General features: G+C 57.4%; 11 protein-coding genes and 1 pseudogene. 9 read left to right on the forward strand and 3 right to left on the reverse strand.

Annotation, left to right across the window (positions count from 1 at the left end):
- Nucleotides 1–2,265: pseudogene (locus AB4043_RS01240) on the forward strand (TonB-dependent receptor); the annotation flags it as partial.
- Nucleotides 2,266–2,450: 185 nt separating this feature from the next.
- Here the strand turns inward: AB4043_RS01240 and AB4043_RS01245 are convergent.
- Nucleotides 2,451–3,770, reverse strand: coding sequence for an alpha-L-fucosidase (locus tag AB4043_RS01245; protein ID WP_442306356.1), 1,320 nt, complete (start codon nucleotides 3,768–3,770; stop codon nucleotides 2,451–2,453).
- A gap of 208 nt (nucleotides 3,771–3,978) precedes the next feature.
- On the opposite strand from AB4043_RS01245, the gene AB4043_RS01250 reads away from it, so the two are divergent.
- A complete protein-coding gene (locus tag AB4043_RS01250; RefSeq protein WP_442306357.1) occupies nucleotides 3,979–5,949 on the forward strand; it encodes an O-linked N-acetylglucosamine transferase, SPINDLY family protein in 1,971 nt (656 codons plus the stop codon).
- Between the two features lie 96 nt (nucleotides 5,950–6,045).
- Here the strand turns inward: AB4043_RS01250 and AB4043_RS01255 are convergent, their stop codons facing one another.
- Both AB4043_RS01255 and AB4043_RS01260 read right to left on the reverse strand, forming a co-directional pair.
- Nucleotides 6,046–6,543 carry a DNA-binding protein gene (locus AB4043_RS01255; RefSeq protein WP_442299698.1) on the reverse strand — a complete coding sequence of 166 codons (498 nt, stop codon included), beginning with the start codon at nucleotides 6,541–6,543 and terminating at the stop codon, nucleotides 6,046–6,048.
- Nucleotides 6,544–6,682: 139 nt separating this feature from the next.
- Nucleotides 6,683–8,170: a multicopper oxidase family protein gene (locus AB4043_RS01260; protein ID WP_442299699.1), complete on the reverse strand. Its 1,488-nt coding sequence runs from the start codon at nucleotides 8,168–8,170 to the stop codon at nucleotides 6,683–6,685.
- A 189-nt stretch (nucleotides 8,171–8,359) separates the two neighbouring features.
- Between AB4043_RS01260 and AB4043_RS01265 the strand changes: the two genes are divergently transcribed.
- The 7 genes from AB4043_RS01265 to AB4043_RS01295 form a co-directional block, all read left to right on the forward strand.
- Nucleotides 8,360–9,154, forward strand: a complete 795-nt coding sequence (locus tag AB4043_RS01265; RefSeq protein ID WP_442299700.1) for a DUF4159 domain-containing protein — start codon at nucleotides 8,360–8,362, stop codon at nucleotides 9,152–9,154.
- A gap of 38 nt (nucleotides 9,155–9,192) precedes the next feature.
- Nucleotides 9,193–11,478 carry a glutamine amidotransferase gene (locus AB4043_RS01270; protein ID WP_442299701.1) on the forward strand — a complete coding sequence of 762 codons (2,286 nt, stop codon included), beginning with the start codon at nucleotides 9,193–9,195 and terminating at the stop codon, nucleotides 11,476–11,478.
- Nucleotides 11,475–12,407: a hypothetical protein gene (locus tag AB4043_RS01275; protein ID WP_442299702.1), complete on the forward strand. Its 933-nt coding sequence runs from the start codon at nucleotides 11,475–11,477 to the stop codon at nucleotides 12,405–12,407. The genes AB4043_RS01270 and AB4043_RS01275 overlap by 4 nt, the downstream gene beginning before the upstream one ends.
- Nucleotides 12,404–14,602 carry a tetratricopeptide repeat protein gene (locus tag AB4043_RS01280; RefSeq protein ID WP_442306358.1) on the forward strand — a complete coding sequence of 733 codons (2,199 nt, stop codon included), beginning with the start codon at nucleotides 12,404–12,406 and terminating at the stop codon, nucleotides 14,600–14,602. Before AB4043_RS01275 ends, AB4043_RS01280 begins: the two co-directional genes overlap by 4 nt.
- Nucleotides 14,603–14,616: 14 nt before the next feature.
- Nucleotides 14,617–15,642: an AAA family ATPase gene (locus AB4043_RS01285; protein WP_442299704.1), complete on the forward strand. Its 1,026-nt coding sequence runs from the start codon at nucleotides 14,617–14,619 to the stop codon at nucleotides 15,640–15,642.
- Nucleotides 15,642–16,532 (forward strand): DUF58 domain-containing protein, encoded by an 891-nt coding sequence (locus tag AB4043_RS01290; protein WP_442299705.1) that lies wholly within the window; start codon nucleotides 15,642–15,644, stop codon nucleotides 16,530–16,532. The genes AB4043_RS01285 and AB4043_RS01290 overlap by 1 nt, the downstream gene beginning before the upstream one ends.
- Nucleotides 16,532–17,414 (forward strand): BatA domain-containing protein (locus AB4043_RS01295; RefSeq protein ID WP_442306359.1); only part of this gene is annotated, 883 nt, incomplete at its 3' end. The genes AB4043_RS01290 and AB4043_RS01295, both read left to right, overlap by 1 nt.

Here is a 17,414-nt window from a genome sequence, read left to right on the forward strand (position 1 = left end):
TATACCGGCCGCATCGATCAGCACATCGGCACGAAGGACTTCATCTTCTTCCGCTATTCCGGCATTCAGTGGAACCAGGAATCACCCAGCACATTACCGACACTCTTCACCTCGACGGATATTCCTGCCGAACAGTATGGAGTGAGCTGGATGCATGTCTTCAGCCCCGCAACCAGCATGCAGGTTCAATACGGTCGCACACATGTCGGGAATACCACCGTCACACAATTCAACGATCGCAATCTCTGGAAGACGTATGGTTGCTCAGGAGATATGTGCAACTCGTTCGTCGGTGGTGCAACTCTGCTTGTCACCCAGGCAGTCACCAACGGCTTCTCTGGAGGTGAAGTCAACAGCCCATCGAAAAACCTCTCCAGCATTCACGAATGGCTGGGAAGCGTGATGCACACCATCGGTAGTCATCAGCTACAAGCCGGCGGTGGATGGGACCAGGTGAACTACACCGCGCAACTGCGTCAAGGACAGGTCAGTTTCACTGGAGCTTCAACGGGCAACTTCGGCAATGTTCCAGGTCAGGCCGGAGCAAACCCCGGTTCCCCTTCGAATATCACTTCCGCCCAGATCGCCGCTCAGTCAGGTTTTGGACTGGCCGATTTCCTACTCGACTATCCAAACTCCGAGAACAAGCGCAATGTCTTTTTGACGGAGCGTCCCGGCGGTATCGCCAACATCTATCTTCAGGACAGTTGGAAGATCACTCACACCTTCACACTGAACATTGGCGTTCGTTACGACCGCAGTGTGATTCCAGCCTTCGGTACGGATGACTCGATCGGCCTGCAGGGCTCGCCTGAAACTGGAGACTTCGACTTCAATACTGGCGACTACATCATCCAGAAGCTGCCACCCCTGTGCAGTGACCGCAAGCATGCGCCATGCCTTCCCAGCGCAACGCTGCCAGCACACGTCCGGGTTGCCACCGGAGGAAAGATTCTCCACGGCAGCAAAGACAATGTCTCTCCTCGTATCGGCTTCGCTTATCGCGTCAACGATAAGATGTCGGTCCGCGGCGGCTTCGGCATGACCTATGACAACTGGGCAGCCATCATTCAGATGACCCAGAACTACCAGGGGTCGTGGCCCGATACCGGAACTCTGCAGATCAATGGAACCAATACTCCAGGAACGGTCTATACCTCGGCCCAAGACCCTTTCGCCGCCAACTCCGGCAATCTGCCGGCGGCGACTCCCTTTGGCTCGTCGAACGTCAACTACATGGTCGATCCACAGTGGAAGAATCCATATTCTGAGCAGTACAACTTCGGTATCGAGCAACAGTTCGGCGCTCATACCGTCCTCTCGCTCAACTACGTTGGATCTTCGTCACACCGCCTGGATATCGGCGGCTACTACAACACGGGAACTCCCTGCTCCACGTGTGTATCCTTCGCCGCACGCGGAACCAACACCGGCCAACCGTTCCCCTACACCGTTCCGCAGAAGTCCTGGGACCATTCGGGCGCGAATGCTTCTTACAACGCACTGCAGGCGTCGTTCCAGCGTCACTTCAGCGATGGTCTCGGATACACCGTCGCTTATACGTGGAGCAAGACATTGAATGAGGGCACTGACGGCTACTTCGGCGTCGAAAATGGAGTTCCCGAGGATCCATATAATCCGCGTGGCAGCCGGGGACCTGCGGGTTTCAACATCCCTCAAATTCTCGCCGCTAACTTCGTATACGAACTTCCCATCGGAAAGAACAAGCGATTCTCAACGGGAAATACGATGGGCGACTACGTCGTTGGAAACTGGCAGGTGAATGCCATCATCTCTGCCCGCTCCGGCCAGAACTTCAATGTGACTGCAGCGGGTGACATTGCCAACACCGGTAACGCCGGAACCTATGAACGTGCCGACCTTGTCGGTGATCCTTATAAATCCGGTCCGATCGACGGCAACCCATCCTGCACACCGCCCGGTGGGGCGACCCGTACCCGGACACAATGGTTCAACCCCTGCGCCTTCAAAACACCAGCGATCGGAACACTCGGAAATGCTCCTCGAAACTTCCTTCAGGGGCAACAGTCGTGGGGGCTGGATACCTCAATCCATCGGATCTTCCCCATTCATGAGAACCTTTCCTTCAAACTCGATGCCGAAGCTTTCAATATCCTGAACCATCCAGTTCTCGGCAATCCAGCGGCCACAGTAACGACTCCTTCGACCTTTGGCACCATCAGCGGTGTCGCTTCCGGAAACTCGCAACGCATCCTTCAATTCGCCGGCAAGTTCCAGTTCTAAGAAGACGCGGCTTTGAAAAGCAGAAGCCTGTCCGGAGGAATCTCCCGGACAGGCTTTCACTTTCTTTTCAGTTAGAGCGTTTTCCCTGTTGCCGGGTATCCCGGAAGGGGCGTGCAGCGGCGTTTTCATTGCGGAAAACGCCCATAGATGCGGAAGCCCTACTCTACACCCACAGGGAAAATGCTCTATCGCTTCATCTTCAGCTCTGCACCATAGAGTGGCAACAGCGGGTGGTGAATCACTGCACGAAACTCATAAGCGCCCTTGGGATCCAGTCCTTTGAGGTCTGCCGTAAACAGTCCTGGTTTAGAAACCGTTTGCGCCGGCGTTGCGGTCCAGGCAGCCGTGCGTGAATTCACATCCTCTCCAGAGACCGGTCGATATTCGAAGGTCACTTCAAGCGAGGGCTGGTCCCCCATATCAAGGACAGAACCTTCGAGTGTTTCTTCTCCCGATGTGCGAACGACTGAGCCGGTTGTCTGCACCTCCGGTGGCTTGAGGGCAGGCTCGACGTTTGTAATTCTGATCACGGCTGGATTCGGCCAGCGGAAATTATCCTGCAGCCGCTGTGCCTGCAGCACTCGCACATGGAGGCCGTCTTTCTCCTGATGCCATGTCGATTTCGGAGTAATTTCGGGGTGATACTCCACGACCTCGTCACTCTGTCCAAGGACACTTACCTCTGTCTTTTCCGTGGCTCGAACGGAATGAAGCGTGAATTCCTTCCATGTAGCGCGGGGCCATGGTGTGTTGGACTCGACGACGGCATAAAGCGCGCTGTTGTCTTTCTTTTTGGTAAACCAGACATCGCCTTCGTTGGTAATGACCCAGGGACGCACGGCATAGATCGCATCGGAGTTCACGAACATCCAGAGAGCCATCTCACGCAGGCGCTCCTCTTCTTCGATCGGAAGCTCACCATTCGGTTTAGGCCCGACGTTCAACAGGAAGTTGCCTCCCTTGGCGCGTGTCTGTACGAGCAGGCGAATCAGCTCTCCGCCTGACTTGTAGTGTTCGTTTTGAGGCTGGTACTGCCAGGCCGTTCCCATCGTCATGCAGGTCTCCCACGGCCCGGGAAGCGGCATGCCAGGAACGGTCAGCTCAGGTGTCTTAATGGCGCCGCGCGTCACAATGATGTTGGGGTCGAGCTTCCATGCAAGATCGCGTAGACCCATGGCCTCACCATCGAGGAAGAGTTCGTCGACTTTGCCATAGTTCGTCAGCAGCTCTTTGAGCTGACTCTGGTCGTACTGCATCAGGCCCGGGTTATTCCTCGGTTGAACGTCCAGCGAGTGGCTGATCACCACACCGAGTTGGCTGTCGACGCTCCAGTGAATAAAGAGACCAAAACCCTGATCGCGAAACCATTCCAACCTGTCCGGCTTGTTCAGAGATCCCTTTTCCGGGTCATCCTCAGCAATCCCTGCCAAAGGACAGGAAACAAGGATCAGAGACAGAAGACTCAGAATATGGATGATTCGGCGCAGCGGTCGTACTTCCCTCACAGATTTCCTCCGATAAAACAACACGAAAACCATACATGAAAGAACAAGTTTGCGAGTGAAATCGAAATCACTCCTCGCAGCCGAGCCGTAGAGGCTCAAAGATGGATGGCGACGATTTATGTACTTATAAATCAATAGCTTGCATGGATCATGAAGATTAGAGAATCCTCTGGTTCAAGATAAGAGCCTTCCAACGAACTGTACCCCGGTGTCCTCCGAGGAGCTGCTGGCTCTGGAACAGTATTTCCTTCAAGGCCGTTTAGCTGAGGCTGAAGCCCTGGCTCGCAGTTTGAATGCGCGCAACCCGCAGCACCCTCTTGCCTGGAAGATCCTTGCCGCCACCATCGCTACCCGCGGTGATCTGAACACGGCCATTGCGCTCTATCAGCAGGCGCCTGCAAATCTGCATGACGATTGGCAGTATCAGAACAACTATGGCAATGCATTGAAGGGTGCCGGGCGCCAGGGTGAGGCGGTTCGTCACTACGAGCGGGCAATTGCCTTGCATCAGGACTCCATTGAGCCCTTTTACAATCTGGGCGTCACACTGCTTGAGATGGGTAACTTGACGGCAGCAGAGACCAGACTCCGCTTTGTTTTGACCATGGATCCGGATCATGCTCTGACGCACGTAAACCTGGCGAATATCCTCAACATGCGCGAGCAGTTGGAGGAAGCCGACCTGCACTATCAATGCGCCGTTCGAGTCATGCCGCAGGAAGTACGTCTGCTGAATAACTACGGACAACTTCTAAGCAAGCAGCACCGCTATCCTGAGGCAGAGGCGTATTACCGGCGAGCCATCGAGCTCGACGCCACCTTTGCTCCGCCGTTCGTCAATCTGGGAGAGCTGATGGGGCATCATGGATTTGTCGCCGAGACAGAGATGCTGCTGCGCCATGCTATCCGGCTGGATCCCAATTTGGCCCAGGGGCACAGTAATCTGCTGTTCACGCTTTCTCTACGGGATAACTGCACTTCCGCTGCAATCCTGGCGGAACACCGCATTTACGCAGAGCGTTTCGAAACACCGCTGAAGTCTCAATGGGGAAACTATCTCAATACGCGCGAGCCTGATCGGACTCTGCGGGTAGGCTTTGTCTCGGGCGATCTGCGCAATCATCCGGTCGTCCGCTATCTGATGCCTGCGCTCGAACGGCTTACACAGCATACGGACCTGCAGCTCTATGCCTACAACGTGAGCCGGCAGTACGACACAGTTACAGCGCAGTACCAGGAATTGTTCGATTACTGGCGCGGAGCCGCTTCGGCCTCAGATGAGGCGCTTACACGCGCCATACGAGCCGACGTTATCGACATCCTATTCGACCTCTCTGGTCATAGCGGTGACAACCGCATGCTGACCTTCGCACGCAAACCAGCTCCCCTGCAGATGAGTTGGATCGGATATGTCGCGACGACTGGTCTGGACGCAATGGACTACTTCATTGGCGATGCGAATCTGATCACTCCCAGTGAACAACCGCAGTTCTCCGAGAAGATTCTTTATCTACCTGCCACCACGACGTTCGCGCCCTATGAACCAGCGCCTGAGCGAAACGAACTTCCTGCGCTGACCAATGGCTACTTCACCTTCTGCTGCCTAGCGCGCGTCAACAAGCTTAACCAGCCTCTCATCGCATTATGGGCTCGGATCTTGAAGGCGGTTCCGGGTTCGCGGATGATCCTGGCAACCATGTCCAACGGCGCTCCCCCAGAGACCGTAAAGGCATGGTTCCTCGCTGAAGGTGTAGCGGAGGAACGGTTGCTCTTCCTGCATACGCGATCTGTGCTGGAACAACTGGAACAGTATCGGATGGCCGATCTCTGCCTGGACACCTTCCCCTATAACGGCAGCACCAGCACCAGCCATGCCTTGTGCATGGGAATCCCGACCCTCACCCTCTGCAGCGAACTCGTCTCCGGCCGCATCGGTACGTCGATCGCCTCCCATGTGGGTATTCCAGAGTTCATTACGTACAGTCAGAACGAATTTGTAGAGAAGGCCGTCTGGTGGACGCAAAAGCTGGAATTGCTGAATACATTACGACATGAACTGCCTTCCATGTTCGCCCGCAGCGCATTGCGTCAACATGACCAGGTTGTAGATGTGCTGGTGGAGAAGCTTCGCACAGCCTGGAAACGATGGTGCGCAGGACTTCCCGCCGAGACCTTCTAGATGCTGCCTCGACAAGGGCCTAGAGGTATTTTCCCTGTTACTCGATATCCCGGAAGAGGCGTGCAACGGCGTTTTCATCGCGACAGGGAAAATGCTCTATCCCTTTTTACTGCGAGTCCGCGCCGCCTTACGAGCTGCACTGCGAAGGCCTTCCTTACCCTTTGTTGTTACGGCCTTCATTGCTGCCTCATGCCGGCTCTTGGAAGTCCGCTTGCTCGAAGCTGTCTTTGCCTGCTTTGAGAGAGCACCGCGTGTCGCGGACCGATGAGATTCGCGCTGCAACACCCGCTCTCTGGCCCTGGAGAGTTTAGGAGAAACTGGTTCGGCTCCCTCCTGGCCTTTTTCGTATGCTTTTTCAGCGGACTTGCGGGTGCTCTCCTTCGCTTGTCCTTTCCCTGGAGGAGGAAGCGGAATTCCGGCTCTGCGTGCCTTGCTGAGACCAATTGCGATAGCCTGCTGCGGCGATCGCGCACCATGTTTCCCTTCGCGAATATGCTCGATCTCCTCATGCACAAACTCTCCAGCCGCGGTTGAAGGAGACTTTCCTTCACGAAGATCGTTCTTTGCGCGTTCGGTTGTTGCTTTCTCTGGCATGTCGTCCTCCTTTACGGTTGTCTACGACGGAGAAAGACGGCGGGAGGTTTTCCCTCCGGCGTTTTGCGTTCCATTCCGTCTCTCATAGTCGCCAAAGATGGCGTCCTTGGATGACTTGGTTGCATCTCTGCAAGCCAGCTTAGGTGTAACGGAAAAGAGCCTTGAAGCCGTAGTCCATGTGGTTCTGGATATGGCAGTGGAAGAGAGTCAGCCCAGGCTGGTCAGCAACAAAGTCTACGGAGGCGCGGCCGAAATACGGTACGACGACCGTGTCTTTGATCAGGCCGTGGGTCCATTTTCCGTTGAGCTCTACGAGTTCCGTCTGATGGCGATGCAGATGCATCGGGTGGGCATCATCGGTGCGATTTCGATAGATGAGACGGTAGCGCTTGCCTTGCTCTAACAGAAACTCGCGCTCGTGCGGATACGGTTTGCCGTTGATGAGCCAGGCGTTGAACTTGCCCATACCCGACGGCATCTTTTCGAAGACCATGTCGATCACCGCATCGGGTTTCTGCGCCGGTGCTCCCGGCTTACCGAAGAGGGTGTAGTCCCAACTCGCCGGTCCGGGCTTGGTCCATGCTGCTTTTTTGTGCTGATTGGCGTACTCCACGATGACGCCAAGACCGGCATTGCGGATCATGTCATTCGTCGCGCCGAGGATCCATACACCCGGATTGTTCATCTCCACGATGGCACAGACACGTTCCCCGGCTCCCAGGAAGATCGCATCCACCTCCACTGGCGTAGGGACGGGATTGCCGTCCAAGGCGATGATCCGAAATTTGTGACCGGCGAAGGCGACACGCCGGTTCTCGATCGCGGATGCATTCAACAGATGGAAGAGAACCCGGTCTCCCTGTTTTACCCGAATGGGCTGGCCTGCCCCTAATGCCTTGTCGTTAATGGAGTAGGTCATGGAACTGACCTCGAGCCCTGGCGAGCCAGGCAGGTCCCTGGTCGGCTTTTCCGGCTGAAGCGCCGGTTTGCCGTCTTCATCGTCATCGTCTTCCATGGTCGAGGAGAAGAACGGCTCCCAGTCGCGGAGGGCGAGAAAGTGTTCCTGGTCGTAATGGCCCGGGTCACCCGATGCCGGGTCGATGTACACGAAGCCGAATTGCCCGGTATAGGTGCCTTTGTGCAGGTCAGATTCCGCCATGGCGTGGGTGTGATACCACCGGGAACCGAAAAGGGCTGGCGTAAATTGCAGGCGGCGCGTTCCCTGCGGCGGAATGGGACGAGCCCCCTGCTCTTCGACACCGTCCGTCTCCGGCGAGATCAGAAAGCCATGCCAGTGAACGAGTTCCGGAGTATCCGTCCGGTTGACGACGTCTACCGTGACTGGTTTTCCCTGTTTCATACGGAGGATCGGTCCAGGCGAGGTTCCGTTATAGCCAATGGTCGACAAGATGCGATCCGGGGCGAGCTCCACAGTCACGGGTTCGATGCGGAGGGTAATATCGGCAGGCGGTCCTGAATGCGATTCCAGGCCGGGAGGGGCAGACGTTTGCCCCTGAGAAGGCATCGCCATCTGTCCCATCTGGGACAGGCCATACAGGCCCGCATCTCGCAGACCGGGAGCAGCCAGCGCCATGGCGCCGGAACGTAAAAAATCTCGCCGTTTCACCTGGGGCCTCGCGTGAAGGTGATGGTCTCACGGTAAGAATTTCTCAGGCAAGCAGTTGCCGGCATACCGGTAAGACGCAGTGCATGGAAAAAAGACGAAACTTTCGTGGAAACAACTCCTTGAGTCGCTTCGTCTATCCTGCAAGCCTTATACGCACGTAGACTGAGTACCTTCTCAGGAGGTCGCACGATGAAGCTGCTTGCCGCTACCGCAGTYGCCGCCGTCGCCCTTGCCTGCTGCTCGGTTGTTCGGGCTTACCAGCGGACGGCCTACTTCGGGTTCGACGACTCGGAACAGCGCCAGGCTCAGAAAGCCGAATTCGTCTGGTCGCGCCTCGCCTATACCTCTCGCTCCGGCGGTAACGGATACGGCTGGGGGTGGGGGCGCGCCGCCTGGTCCCGCGATTACCCAAAGGCAGATCGACAGCTTCTGGTCGCGATGAAGCGCCTTACCCGTATTGAAGGCCGCCCGTATGAGCAGGTCGTCGACCTGGATTCAGACGCTATCTTCGAATATCCCTGGGTCTACGCCGTGCAGGTACAAGCCTGGACCTTCTCTGATACGGAGGCAAAGCGGCTGCGTGACTACCTCAATAAAGGTGGATTTCTGATGGTCGACGACTTCCACGGAAGCCAGGACTGGGAAGACTTTATGGAAGGCATGCGCCAGGTTCTTCCGGACCGCCCCGTAGAAGACCTGCAGAGCGGAGATGAGATCTTCCATGTTTTGTATGACATGGATGACCGCATCCAGGTTCCGGGCGAACACTATATCCGTACCCACAGAACGTATGAGAAAGACGGCTTCACCCCGAAGTGGCGGGCCATCCGTGATGACAAGGGGCGCATCATGGTTGCGATCTGTCACAACATGCATCTGGGTGATGCATGGGAGTGGGCTGACGATCCCGACTATCCGGAAAAGTTTGCCGCGCAGGCATTTCGTGTCGGCCTGAACTACATCGTGTATGGCATGACGCATTGATCAACGAACCATAGACAGGAAACCAGGCTCCGCGGCACATGTTCGAGTTCTTCTTCAAGTATCCCTACACGGCCTTCGCCCGCGGACGGCTGATCCTGCTCAGCTCTTGGCCACGCTGGATGCTCGTGCTCGCCGTCGTTCTGGGCATCCTGGGTCTGGCAGGGTTGATCTGGTTTCGCTGGAGTACAGCGGCGCCGAAGTTGAAGTCATGGAGATCTGCCGTGATCTGGGTCCTGCAGACCGCGATGTTGGTGTTGCTACTGCTCCTGTTGTGGGAGCCGGCGCTCAACGTTGCTGAACTGCGTTCCCAACAGAACATCATCGCCATCCTGGTGGATGACTCGCACAGCATGGCGCAAAGTGACGCGGGCACTCAGCAGACGCGCGAACAGGCTGCCGTTGCCGCGCTGAAGAATGGCGTTCTGGATGGCCTGAAGCAGCGTTTTCAGACCCGGCTCTATCACGTCGGTGCTTCCATGGGCGAAGTCGACAGTCCGGATAAGCTGCAATCCGCTGGACGATCCACGCACCTCAGCGACGGCCTGCGGCAGTTCCTCACCCAGACACAGGATCTGCCAATCGGCGCGATCGTGCTGATGAGTGACGGCGCAGAGAACGCTTCCGGCAGTGACGAAGGCGGAGGCGGCGTCGACATTGCCGCGCTCGATGCTCTTCGCAACCGTCACCTTCCGGTGCACACCATCGGCTTCGGCAGTGAGACCGCAGAGCACGATGTGGAGATGGAAGGCGTCAGCGTCGCCGCCCGCGCCCTGGCATCATCGCGCATGGTGGCAACAGTCCGGTTTCATCAGCGTGGATTCTCAGGGCAGAAGGCGATGTTGACCGTGCGCGAGAGCGGCAAAGCGCTCGCCGGGCATGAGCTTGTCTTGCCGGCAAATGGTGAGACGCACACCGACACCCTCTATTTCGATGCAGGCGATGCGGGCGCCAAGAGCTTTGAGTTTTCCGTTTCGCCGATGCCCGGCGAAACGAATGTCATCAACAACAGCCTCAGCCGCATGGTGAACGTGAGCGGCGACAAACGCAGGATTCTCTTCGTAGAGGGTGAGCCGCGTTGGGAGTTCAAGTTCATCCGTCGCGCGTCCGATGATGACCAGCAACTGCAGATGGTCTCCATGCTGCGAACGACGGAGAACAAGATCTATCGTCAGGGCATCAGCGATCCGAGTGAACTCGCTGAAGGCTTCCCGACACGACCGGAGGATCTCTTCGGCTACTCCGGCATCATCATTGGTTCGGTCGAGAGCGGATACTTTACGCCCTCACAACAGGAGCTGTTGCGTGAGTTCGTCGATCGCCGCGGCGGTGGAGTGCTTTTTCTTGGCGGCCGCTTTTCTCTCGCCGATGGCGGATGGACAAGTTCCGGAGCCTCGGACCTTATTCCTACCTTTCTGCCAAAAACAAAAGAGACCTTCCATCGCGACCCAGCCTATCCGCTTCTGACACAGGTTGGCGCCGAATCGCCTGTGACGCGCCTAGCCGACGACGCGGCGGTCAACTCTGCACGATGGAAGAAGCTTCCCTACACCGCCGACTACCAGGATGCCGGCTCTCCTAAGCCCGGAGCCACGGTGCTGTTAGAGATGAGCGATACGCACCGCAAGATGCCGATGCTCATCACGGAGCCATATGGCCGTGGACGTACGGCCTTGATGGCCACCGCCGGTACGTGGCGCTGGCAGATGAGTATGCCGGTCGGCGACGGATCGCACGATCAGTTCTGGAGACAGCTTCTGCGTTATGTCGCGGCGGAGTCGCCAGGACCTGTTACGGCGAGCGTTCCGGCGCAGACACTGCTGGATGAGGGGCACGTCGTTCTCTCTGCTACCGTTCGTGACAAACAGTATCAGCCCGCTCCCGATGCTGATGTAATGGCTCGCATCGTCGGCCCGGATGGCACTTCGTCCATGGTGCAGCTCGCGGCTGTTCCTGGTGAGTCAGGAAGCTTCCGCACGGAATGGACTGCCGATAAACCCGGCTCGTATGCGGTGGAGGTTACAGGATCGCGCGCGGGAGAGGTTCTCGGCTCTGACATTGTCACGCTTGAGCGGAAGGACGGCATAGCAGAGAACTTCCATACGGAGCAGAACCGTGAGTTGCTCGAGCGACTGGCAAACAGCACCGGCGGCCGTTATTGGCGACCCTCGGAGCTCAGCACCCTGCCGCGTGACATCTCCTACTCTGAGGCCGGCATCTCAGTTCGTGACACCAAGCCTCTTTGGGATATGCCCATCAACTACCTCCTGCTACTCGGGCTTGTCAGCGCACAGTGGCTGCTACGGAGAAAGTGGGGTGTGGTATGAAGCGCATGGTTCTTGGTCTGCTGCTCGCGATGGCCGGCCTCCGCTGCCATGCCGCCGTCTACTACATCACGGTAGCGGGCCTGGGCGGTGAACCAGACTACGAACAGCGCTTTACCGCCAACGCTAAAGATCTCGAGAAGGTCTACCACGGTTCGGCTGCTGCTCATGTTGTCACGCTGACCGGCAACGACGCGACCCGGGCAAAGTTGACGGATGCACTGAGTGATGTAGCTCGCAACGCGAAACCTGAGGATGACCTGGTACTTATCCTTATCGGCCATGGATCGTTCGATGGCGAGGAGTACAAGTTCAATCTCGTCGGTCCCGATCTCTCGGCGACAGAGCTCGCCGCCGTTCTCGACAAGATCCCTGCGAAGCGGCAGCTTGTCGTGAATACGACCAGCGCCAGCGGAGGCTCGGTTGTGGCGCTCCAACATCCGGGCCGTGCTGTGATTACAGCAACCAAAACCGGCACCGAGAAAAACGCCACCGTCTTTGCACGCTACTGGCTGCAGGCGATGCAGGACCCTGCCGCCGATACCGATAAGAGTGGCAGCGTCTCCGCAATGGAAGCATTTGTCTATGCGGATCGCAAGACTGCTGAGTTCTACAGCTCGCAAAAACGCCTGGCCACGGAACATCCTGTCTTCGAAGATACCGGCAAGGGGGAGGCCGTTCGTACCATTGCCCAAGGTTCTCGGGAGGGCGCACTGCTCTCAACCTTCACGGTACTGCGGCTCGATGGAGGCAACGCGGCTATTGCCAACGATCCGGAACATCAAGCGCTGCTCGCAAAGAAGGAAGAGCTGGAGCGCAAGATCGATCAGTTGAAGTATGAGAAGGCAGCCATGGAGCCTGGCGAGTATAAACAGGCTCTCACCGCTGCCTTGCTGGAACTGGCCAAGGTTCAGCAGGAGATGGAGAAATGAGATACCTCCTGCTTACGGTCGCGCTTACGCTTTCGTCGCATGCGGCGACGTGGCAGGAGTGTCGTGGTCTGGAGAAACATGGCAAGGATGCCACGGCCTGTTACACACAGCTCACACATACGAATGACCCTGCGTTGCGCGCCGAGGGGTTCTGGGGGCTGGAGAACTACCCGCAGGCCAATGCCGAGTTCCGTGACGCAGTCGCTTCTCCGAGCAGCAGCGCAGCCGTGCGCGTCCGCTGGGGCCTGCTCTTTCACGAACGCTTTAATAATCCTGAGGCAGTCAACTTATTCAACGAAGCCCTGGCCAAGGATCCTAACTGCGCGCCTGCATTCTATGGATTGGCTCTGGTCAGCGCCGATGGCTTTGATGGACGTGCTCCACAGTACATAGCGARGGCATTGACGCTCGATCCTAAATCGGCGGAGAGCCGCGAACTGGCTGCCGATATGGCCTTTGAAAACTCCGACTTCGATACTGCAATCCAGGAAGCCGATCAGGCCATCGCTCTCGCGCCTGACGCCCTGGACGCCATGGCGATCCATGCAGCTATCGAGTTGTTGAATGACCGTTCGCCCGATGCTTGGCTGGCGAAGATCATTGCGATTAATCCAAAGTATGGAGAAGGATATGCTCGCATCGGCTATCACATGGTACAGAATCGCCGTTACAACGATGGCGTGAACTACTACCGTAAAGCCGTAGAGGTCCAACCCGGTCTATGGTCGGCGCACGCGCAGCTCGGCATTAACCTGATGCGGCTTGGCCAGCAGGATGAGCCGGAGAAAGAGCTGCAGCTTGCCTACGACAACGGATATCGCGATGCCGCCACCGTCAACAGTCTGCGGCTGCTGGACAGCTACAAGAACTTCCAGACCTTTACCGACGACACCACCATCCTGAAGCTCAACAAGAAGGAAGCAGAGCTGCTGCAACCCTACTTCTCTGCTGAGCTGCACCGTGCCATGGGGGCTTACGAAAAGAAGTATCAGATGAAGTTGAAGGGACCGGTGCAGCTTGAGGTCTATCCCGACCATGAAGACTTTGCCGTACGGACCATGGGCATGCCCGGGCTGGGAGCTCTGGGTGTGACCTTTGGCCAGGTGGTCGCCATGGACAGCCCATCAGGCAGGAAACCTGGTGAGTTTCACTGGGCCAGCACGCTTCGGCACGAGCTTAGCCACGTGTATGTGCTGTCTGCCACGAACCATCGTGTACCGCGCTGGTTTACGGAAGGTCTCGCGGTCCATGAAGAGACGCAGGCCTCGCCGGAGTGGGGCGATCGCGTCACACCGGAGATCCTTATTGCGATCCGCGATAAGAAGCTGTTGCCGGTTGCAGAGCTGGATCGCGGCTTTATCTACCCGCAGTACCCAGCGCAGGTTATCGTGAGCTACTTCCAGGGCGGAAGCATCTGCGACTATATCGGTGAGCGCTGGGGAGAAGGCAAGCTACTTGAGATCGTGCACGCCTATGCCAAACTCACGCCGACGCCGGAGGTTATCCAGACGACCCTCGGTATCTCCGCGGAGCAGTTCGATAAGGACTATACGTCATGGCTCGACAAGCAGTTGGGAGAAGTCGTCAAGAACTTCGATCCCTGGCGGAAGCAGCTGACCGAGCTCGCGCAACATGCAAAGTCGAAGGACTATGCTTTCGTTCTCGCTAACGGAGAAAAGGTAAAGGCTCTTTATCCGCAGTACATCGGCGATGCCAATGCTTACCAGATGATTGCCGATGCTCAGCTAGGCGGCAGCAACAAACAAGCAGCAACCAAAATTCTGGTGGAGTACGAAAAGATGGGCGGGCACGAACCTGCCACGCTGAAACAACTGGCGACGCTGGAAGAACAAGCTGGCGATAAGGCCGCAGCGGCAGCGACACTTGACCGGTTGAACTATGTGTATCCCACGGGTGACGAAGAGCTGCATCGCCGGCTCGGAACGCTCTTTCTTGATCTGAAGAACTACGACGGAGCCGTGCGGGAATATAACGCCGTTGTCGCACTGCATCCGCTCGACGTCGCGGGGGCGCAATACAACCTGGCCCAGGCATACATGGCGAAGGGCGACCGAACCAAGGCGGAAGAGGCTGTTCTTGCAGCGCTTGAAGCTGCACCCGGCTACCGGCCTGCACAGACATTGTTACTGCAACTGCATAACGGCAGCGCACCGGCGCCGCCCAAGACCAACTGAAGACGAGGGACTGGATGGAGACCGCACTTAACAACCTGGATGCAGTAGAGCTCGAACAGCGGATACAGCGATTCCACGCCGTGCGCGATGGCATTCTGGCGCAGGTCCGCAAGGTGATCGTCGGACAGGATGAGGTTCTGGACCAGATCCTCACCGCTCTGTTTGTCGGTGGCCACTGCCTTCTCACCGGCATGCCAGGAACGGCAAAGACGCTGACAGTGAGGGCCATCGCGGAAGCTTTGGGGCTCTCGTTCAAGCGCATTCAATTCACGCCGGACCTCATGCCGTCAGACATTACCGGCACGGACATCATTGAAGAAAATCCCGCCACCGGGCATCGCACCTGGACCTTTGTGCCGGGACCGATCTTCGGCAATATCGTACTGGCCGACGAGATCAACCGCACTCCGCCGAAGACACAGGCTGCACTGCTCGAGGCGATGCAGGAACGGTCTTGTACGGTTCGCGGGCATGTCTACCCGCTGCCCTCTCCCTTCTTTGTGCTTGCCACTCAGAATCCAATCGAGTTGGAAGGAACGTATCCTCTGCCCGAAGCACAGCTTGACCGGTTCCTCTTCAATACGGTGCTGGACTATCTCTCTGCCGATGATGAGGTGAGGGTCATCGACATGACCACCGCAACTTTGAATCCAACCATTGATGCCGTTACCTCGGCGGAAGAACTTCTTGACCTGCAGCAGCTCGTTCGCATGGTGCCGATTGCGGACTCGCTGGCTCGCTGGGCCGTCAACATGATACGGGCGACACGCTTCAAGAGCGATAACGCTCCGGACTTCGTGAAGAAGTACGTCAACTACGGAGGCAGTGTCCGCGCGGCACAGTTCCTGGTGTTAGCAGCCAAAGCGCGCGCCCTGGCGCACAAGCGCTACCACGTCACCTATGACGATCTGAAGGCGCTGGCCATACCCGTGCTCCGTCACCGCATCCTCCTCAACTTTCATGCCGAGAGCGAGCGCATCGACACCGATGAGATTCTGCGCCGCCTGATCGCCCATCTTCCCGCACCGAAGGAAATCTGATGCAACGATTCCTCGATCCCGCGATTCTGGCAAGCATCGGCAATCTTGAATTGCTGGCGCGCACAGTGGTAGACGGCTTTGTTGCCGGCCTGCACCGGTCTGCCGATTTCGGCTTCAGCCAGGAGTTCGCCGAGTACCGTGCCTATACGCCGGGAGAGGACCCGCGCCATATCGACTGGAATCTCTTTGCACGTACGGAACGAACCTACCTGAAGCGATATCGCGGCGAGACCAACAGCCAGGTGACTGTACTTCTGGATGCCAGCAACTCTATGAAGTACACCTCGCACGCCGTCAATAAGATGGACTACGCACGCTACGCGGCCGCGGCACTGATGTACATGGCCATCAAGTACCAGCGTGATGCTGCAGGCATTGTTGTCTTTGATGACGACGTCCGAGAGGCGGTGCGGCCCTCGACGCGGCAGGGGCAGCTCTATCGTGTGCTGGCGGCCCTGGACCGCGCCGAGCCCTCGGCAAGAACGAACTTTGCCAACCCGATGCGCCATGCCCATGAGCTGCTACGCCGGCGCGGCATGGTGATGGTCTTCTCGGACTTCTTCGGTGATCCGGAAGAGATGGTGGAGGCGATTGAACCGCTCCGCTATCACGGCAGCGAGGTCACACTCTTCCAGGTACTCGATCCGAAAGAGATCAAACCGGAGCTTCGTGGACCCTCTGTTTTGGAAGACATGGAGACCGGTCAGGTGATGGAGGTCATTCCCGACTACGCGAAGAATGAATACCGCCGCCGGCTGCAGGCTCATCTTGCCGCCATTGAGGCACGGGCTCGCGCAGCAGGAATGGACTATCGTCTTCTGGTTACCGATCAGCCGTTGGATGCCACCTTGCAGGCATACCTCTCGCTGAGAAAGGCGGTGGCAGCCTGATGGGATTCCTTGCGCCATGGTTTCTTGCTGGAGCGCTAGCCATAGGCCTGCCGGTCTACGTGCATCTGCTGCGCCGCCACAAATCCATACCGCTTCCCTTCAGCTCGCTGATGTTCTTCGAACGCGGCACGCAGAGTTCCACCAAACATCGGCGCCTGAAGTACCTGCTGCTCTTCGCGCTCCGCACCCTCATCGTCCTGTTGCTCACACTCGCTTTCGCCTCGCCATTCATCCGTCGACCGGCTTCCAAAGCGCATGGCCGCCTTCTGTTGCTGGTTGTCGATCGCTCCCTCAGCATGCGTAGCAGTACACGGTTTACCGAAGCCAAGCAGCAGGCGCTTAGTGCGCTGAGTGGACGGCACTCGGGACAGAAGGCACAGGTGATGGCCCTGGGCGGTCAGCTCGAAGCATTGACACAGCCAATCGAAGACGACGAAACGCTGCGTTCGGCCATCAACGGACTTCAGCCCGGCGACGGTCGCTCTAACTTCGGCGATCTTGGCCGCAGCGTGCGTGCGCTGGATGAGGCGAACCATACGCCCATCGACCTTCATCTCTTCAGCGATATGCAGCGGTCCAGCGTTCCCGGCAATTTCGCCGAGATGGTGCTGCCCGAGAGTACGAAACTTATTCTGCATCCGACCATCAATCGCACTGAAGAGAACTTCACCGTGGTGAGTGTAGACGCTCCCTCGCAGATAGCCGATACGAAGGCTGCTCGCGTTCGCGCTGTTCTTGCCGGCTACAACAGTAAGGCTGCGGCGAAGAAAGTCTCCTTAGTCATCGACGGCAAGATCATCACCACGAAAACCGTGAATCTGGCAGAGAATGGAACGGCTACGGTTGAGTTCACCGGCCTGGATGTTCCCTATGGCCTTCGCC

This window comes from Terriglobus sp. YAF25, from assembly GCF_052113305.1.
Lineage (GTDB): Bacteria > Acidobacteriota > Terriglobia > Terriglobales > Acidobacteriaceae > Terriglobus.

Excerpts from the sequence above, each read along its gene's own strand:
- AB4043_RS01255 (WP_442299698.1), bottom strand. The coding sequence starts at position 6,543 with ATGCCAGAGAAAGCAACAACCGAACGCGCAAAGAACGATCTTCGTGAA.
- AB4043_RS01270 (WP_442299701.1), top strand. The coding sequence starts at position 9,193 with ATGTTCGAGTTCTTCTTCAAGTATCCCTACACGGCCTTCGCCCGCGGA.
- AB4043_RS01290 (WP_442299705.1), top strand. The coding sequence starts at position 15,642 with ATGCAACGATTCCTCGATCCCGCGATTCTGGCAAGCATCGGCAATCTT.
- AB4043_RS01285 (WP_442299704.1), top strand. The coding sequence starts at position 14,617 with ATGGAGACCGCACTTAACAACCTGGATGCAGTAGAGCTCGAACAGCGG.
- AB4043_RS01275 (WP_442299702.1), top strand. The coding sequence starts at position 11,475 with ATGAAGCGCATGGTTCTTGGTCTGCTGCTCGCGATGGCCGGCCTCCGC.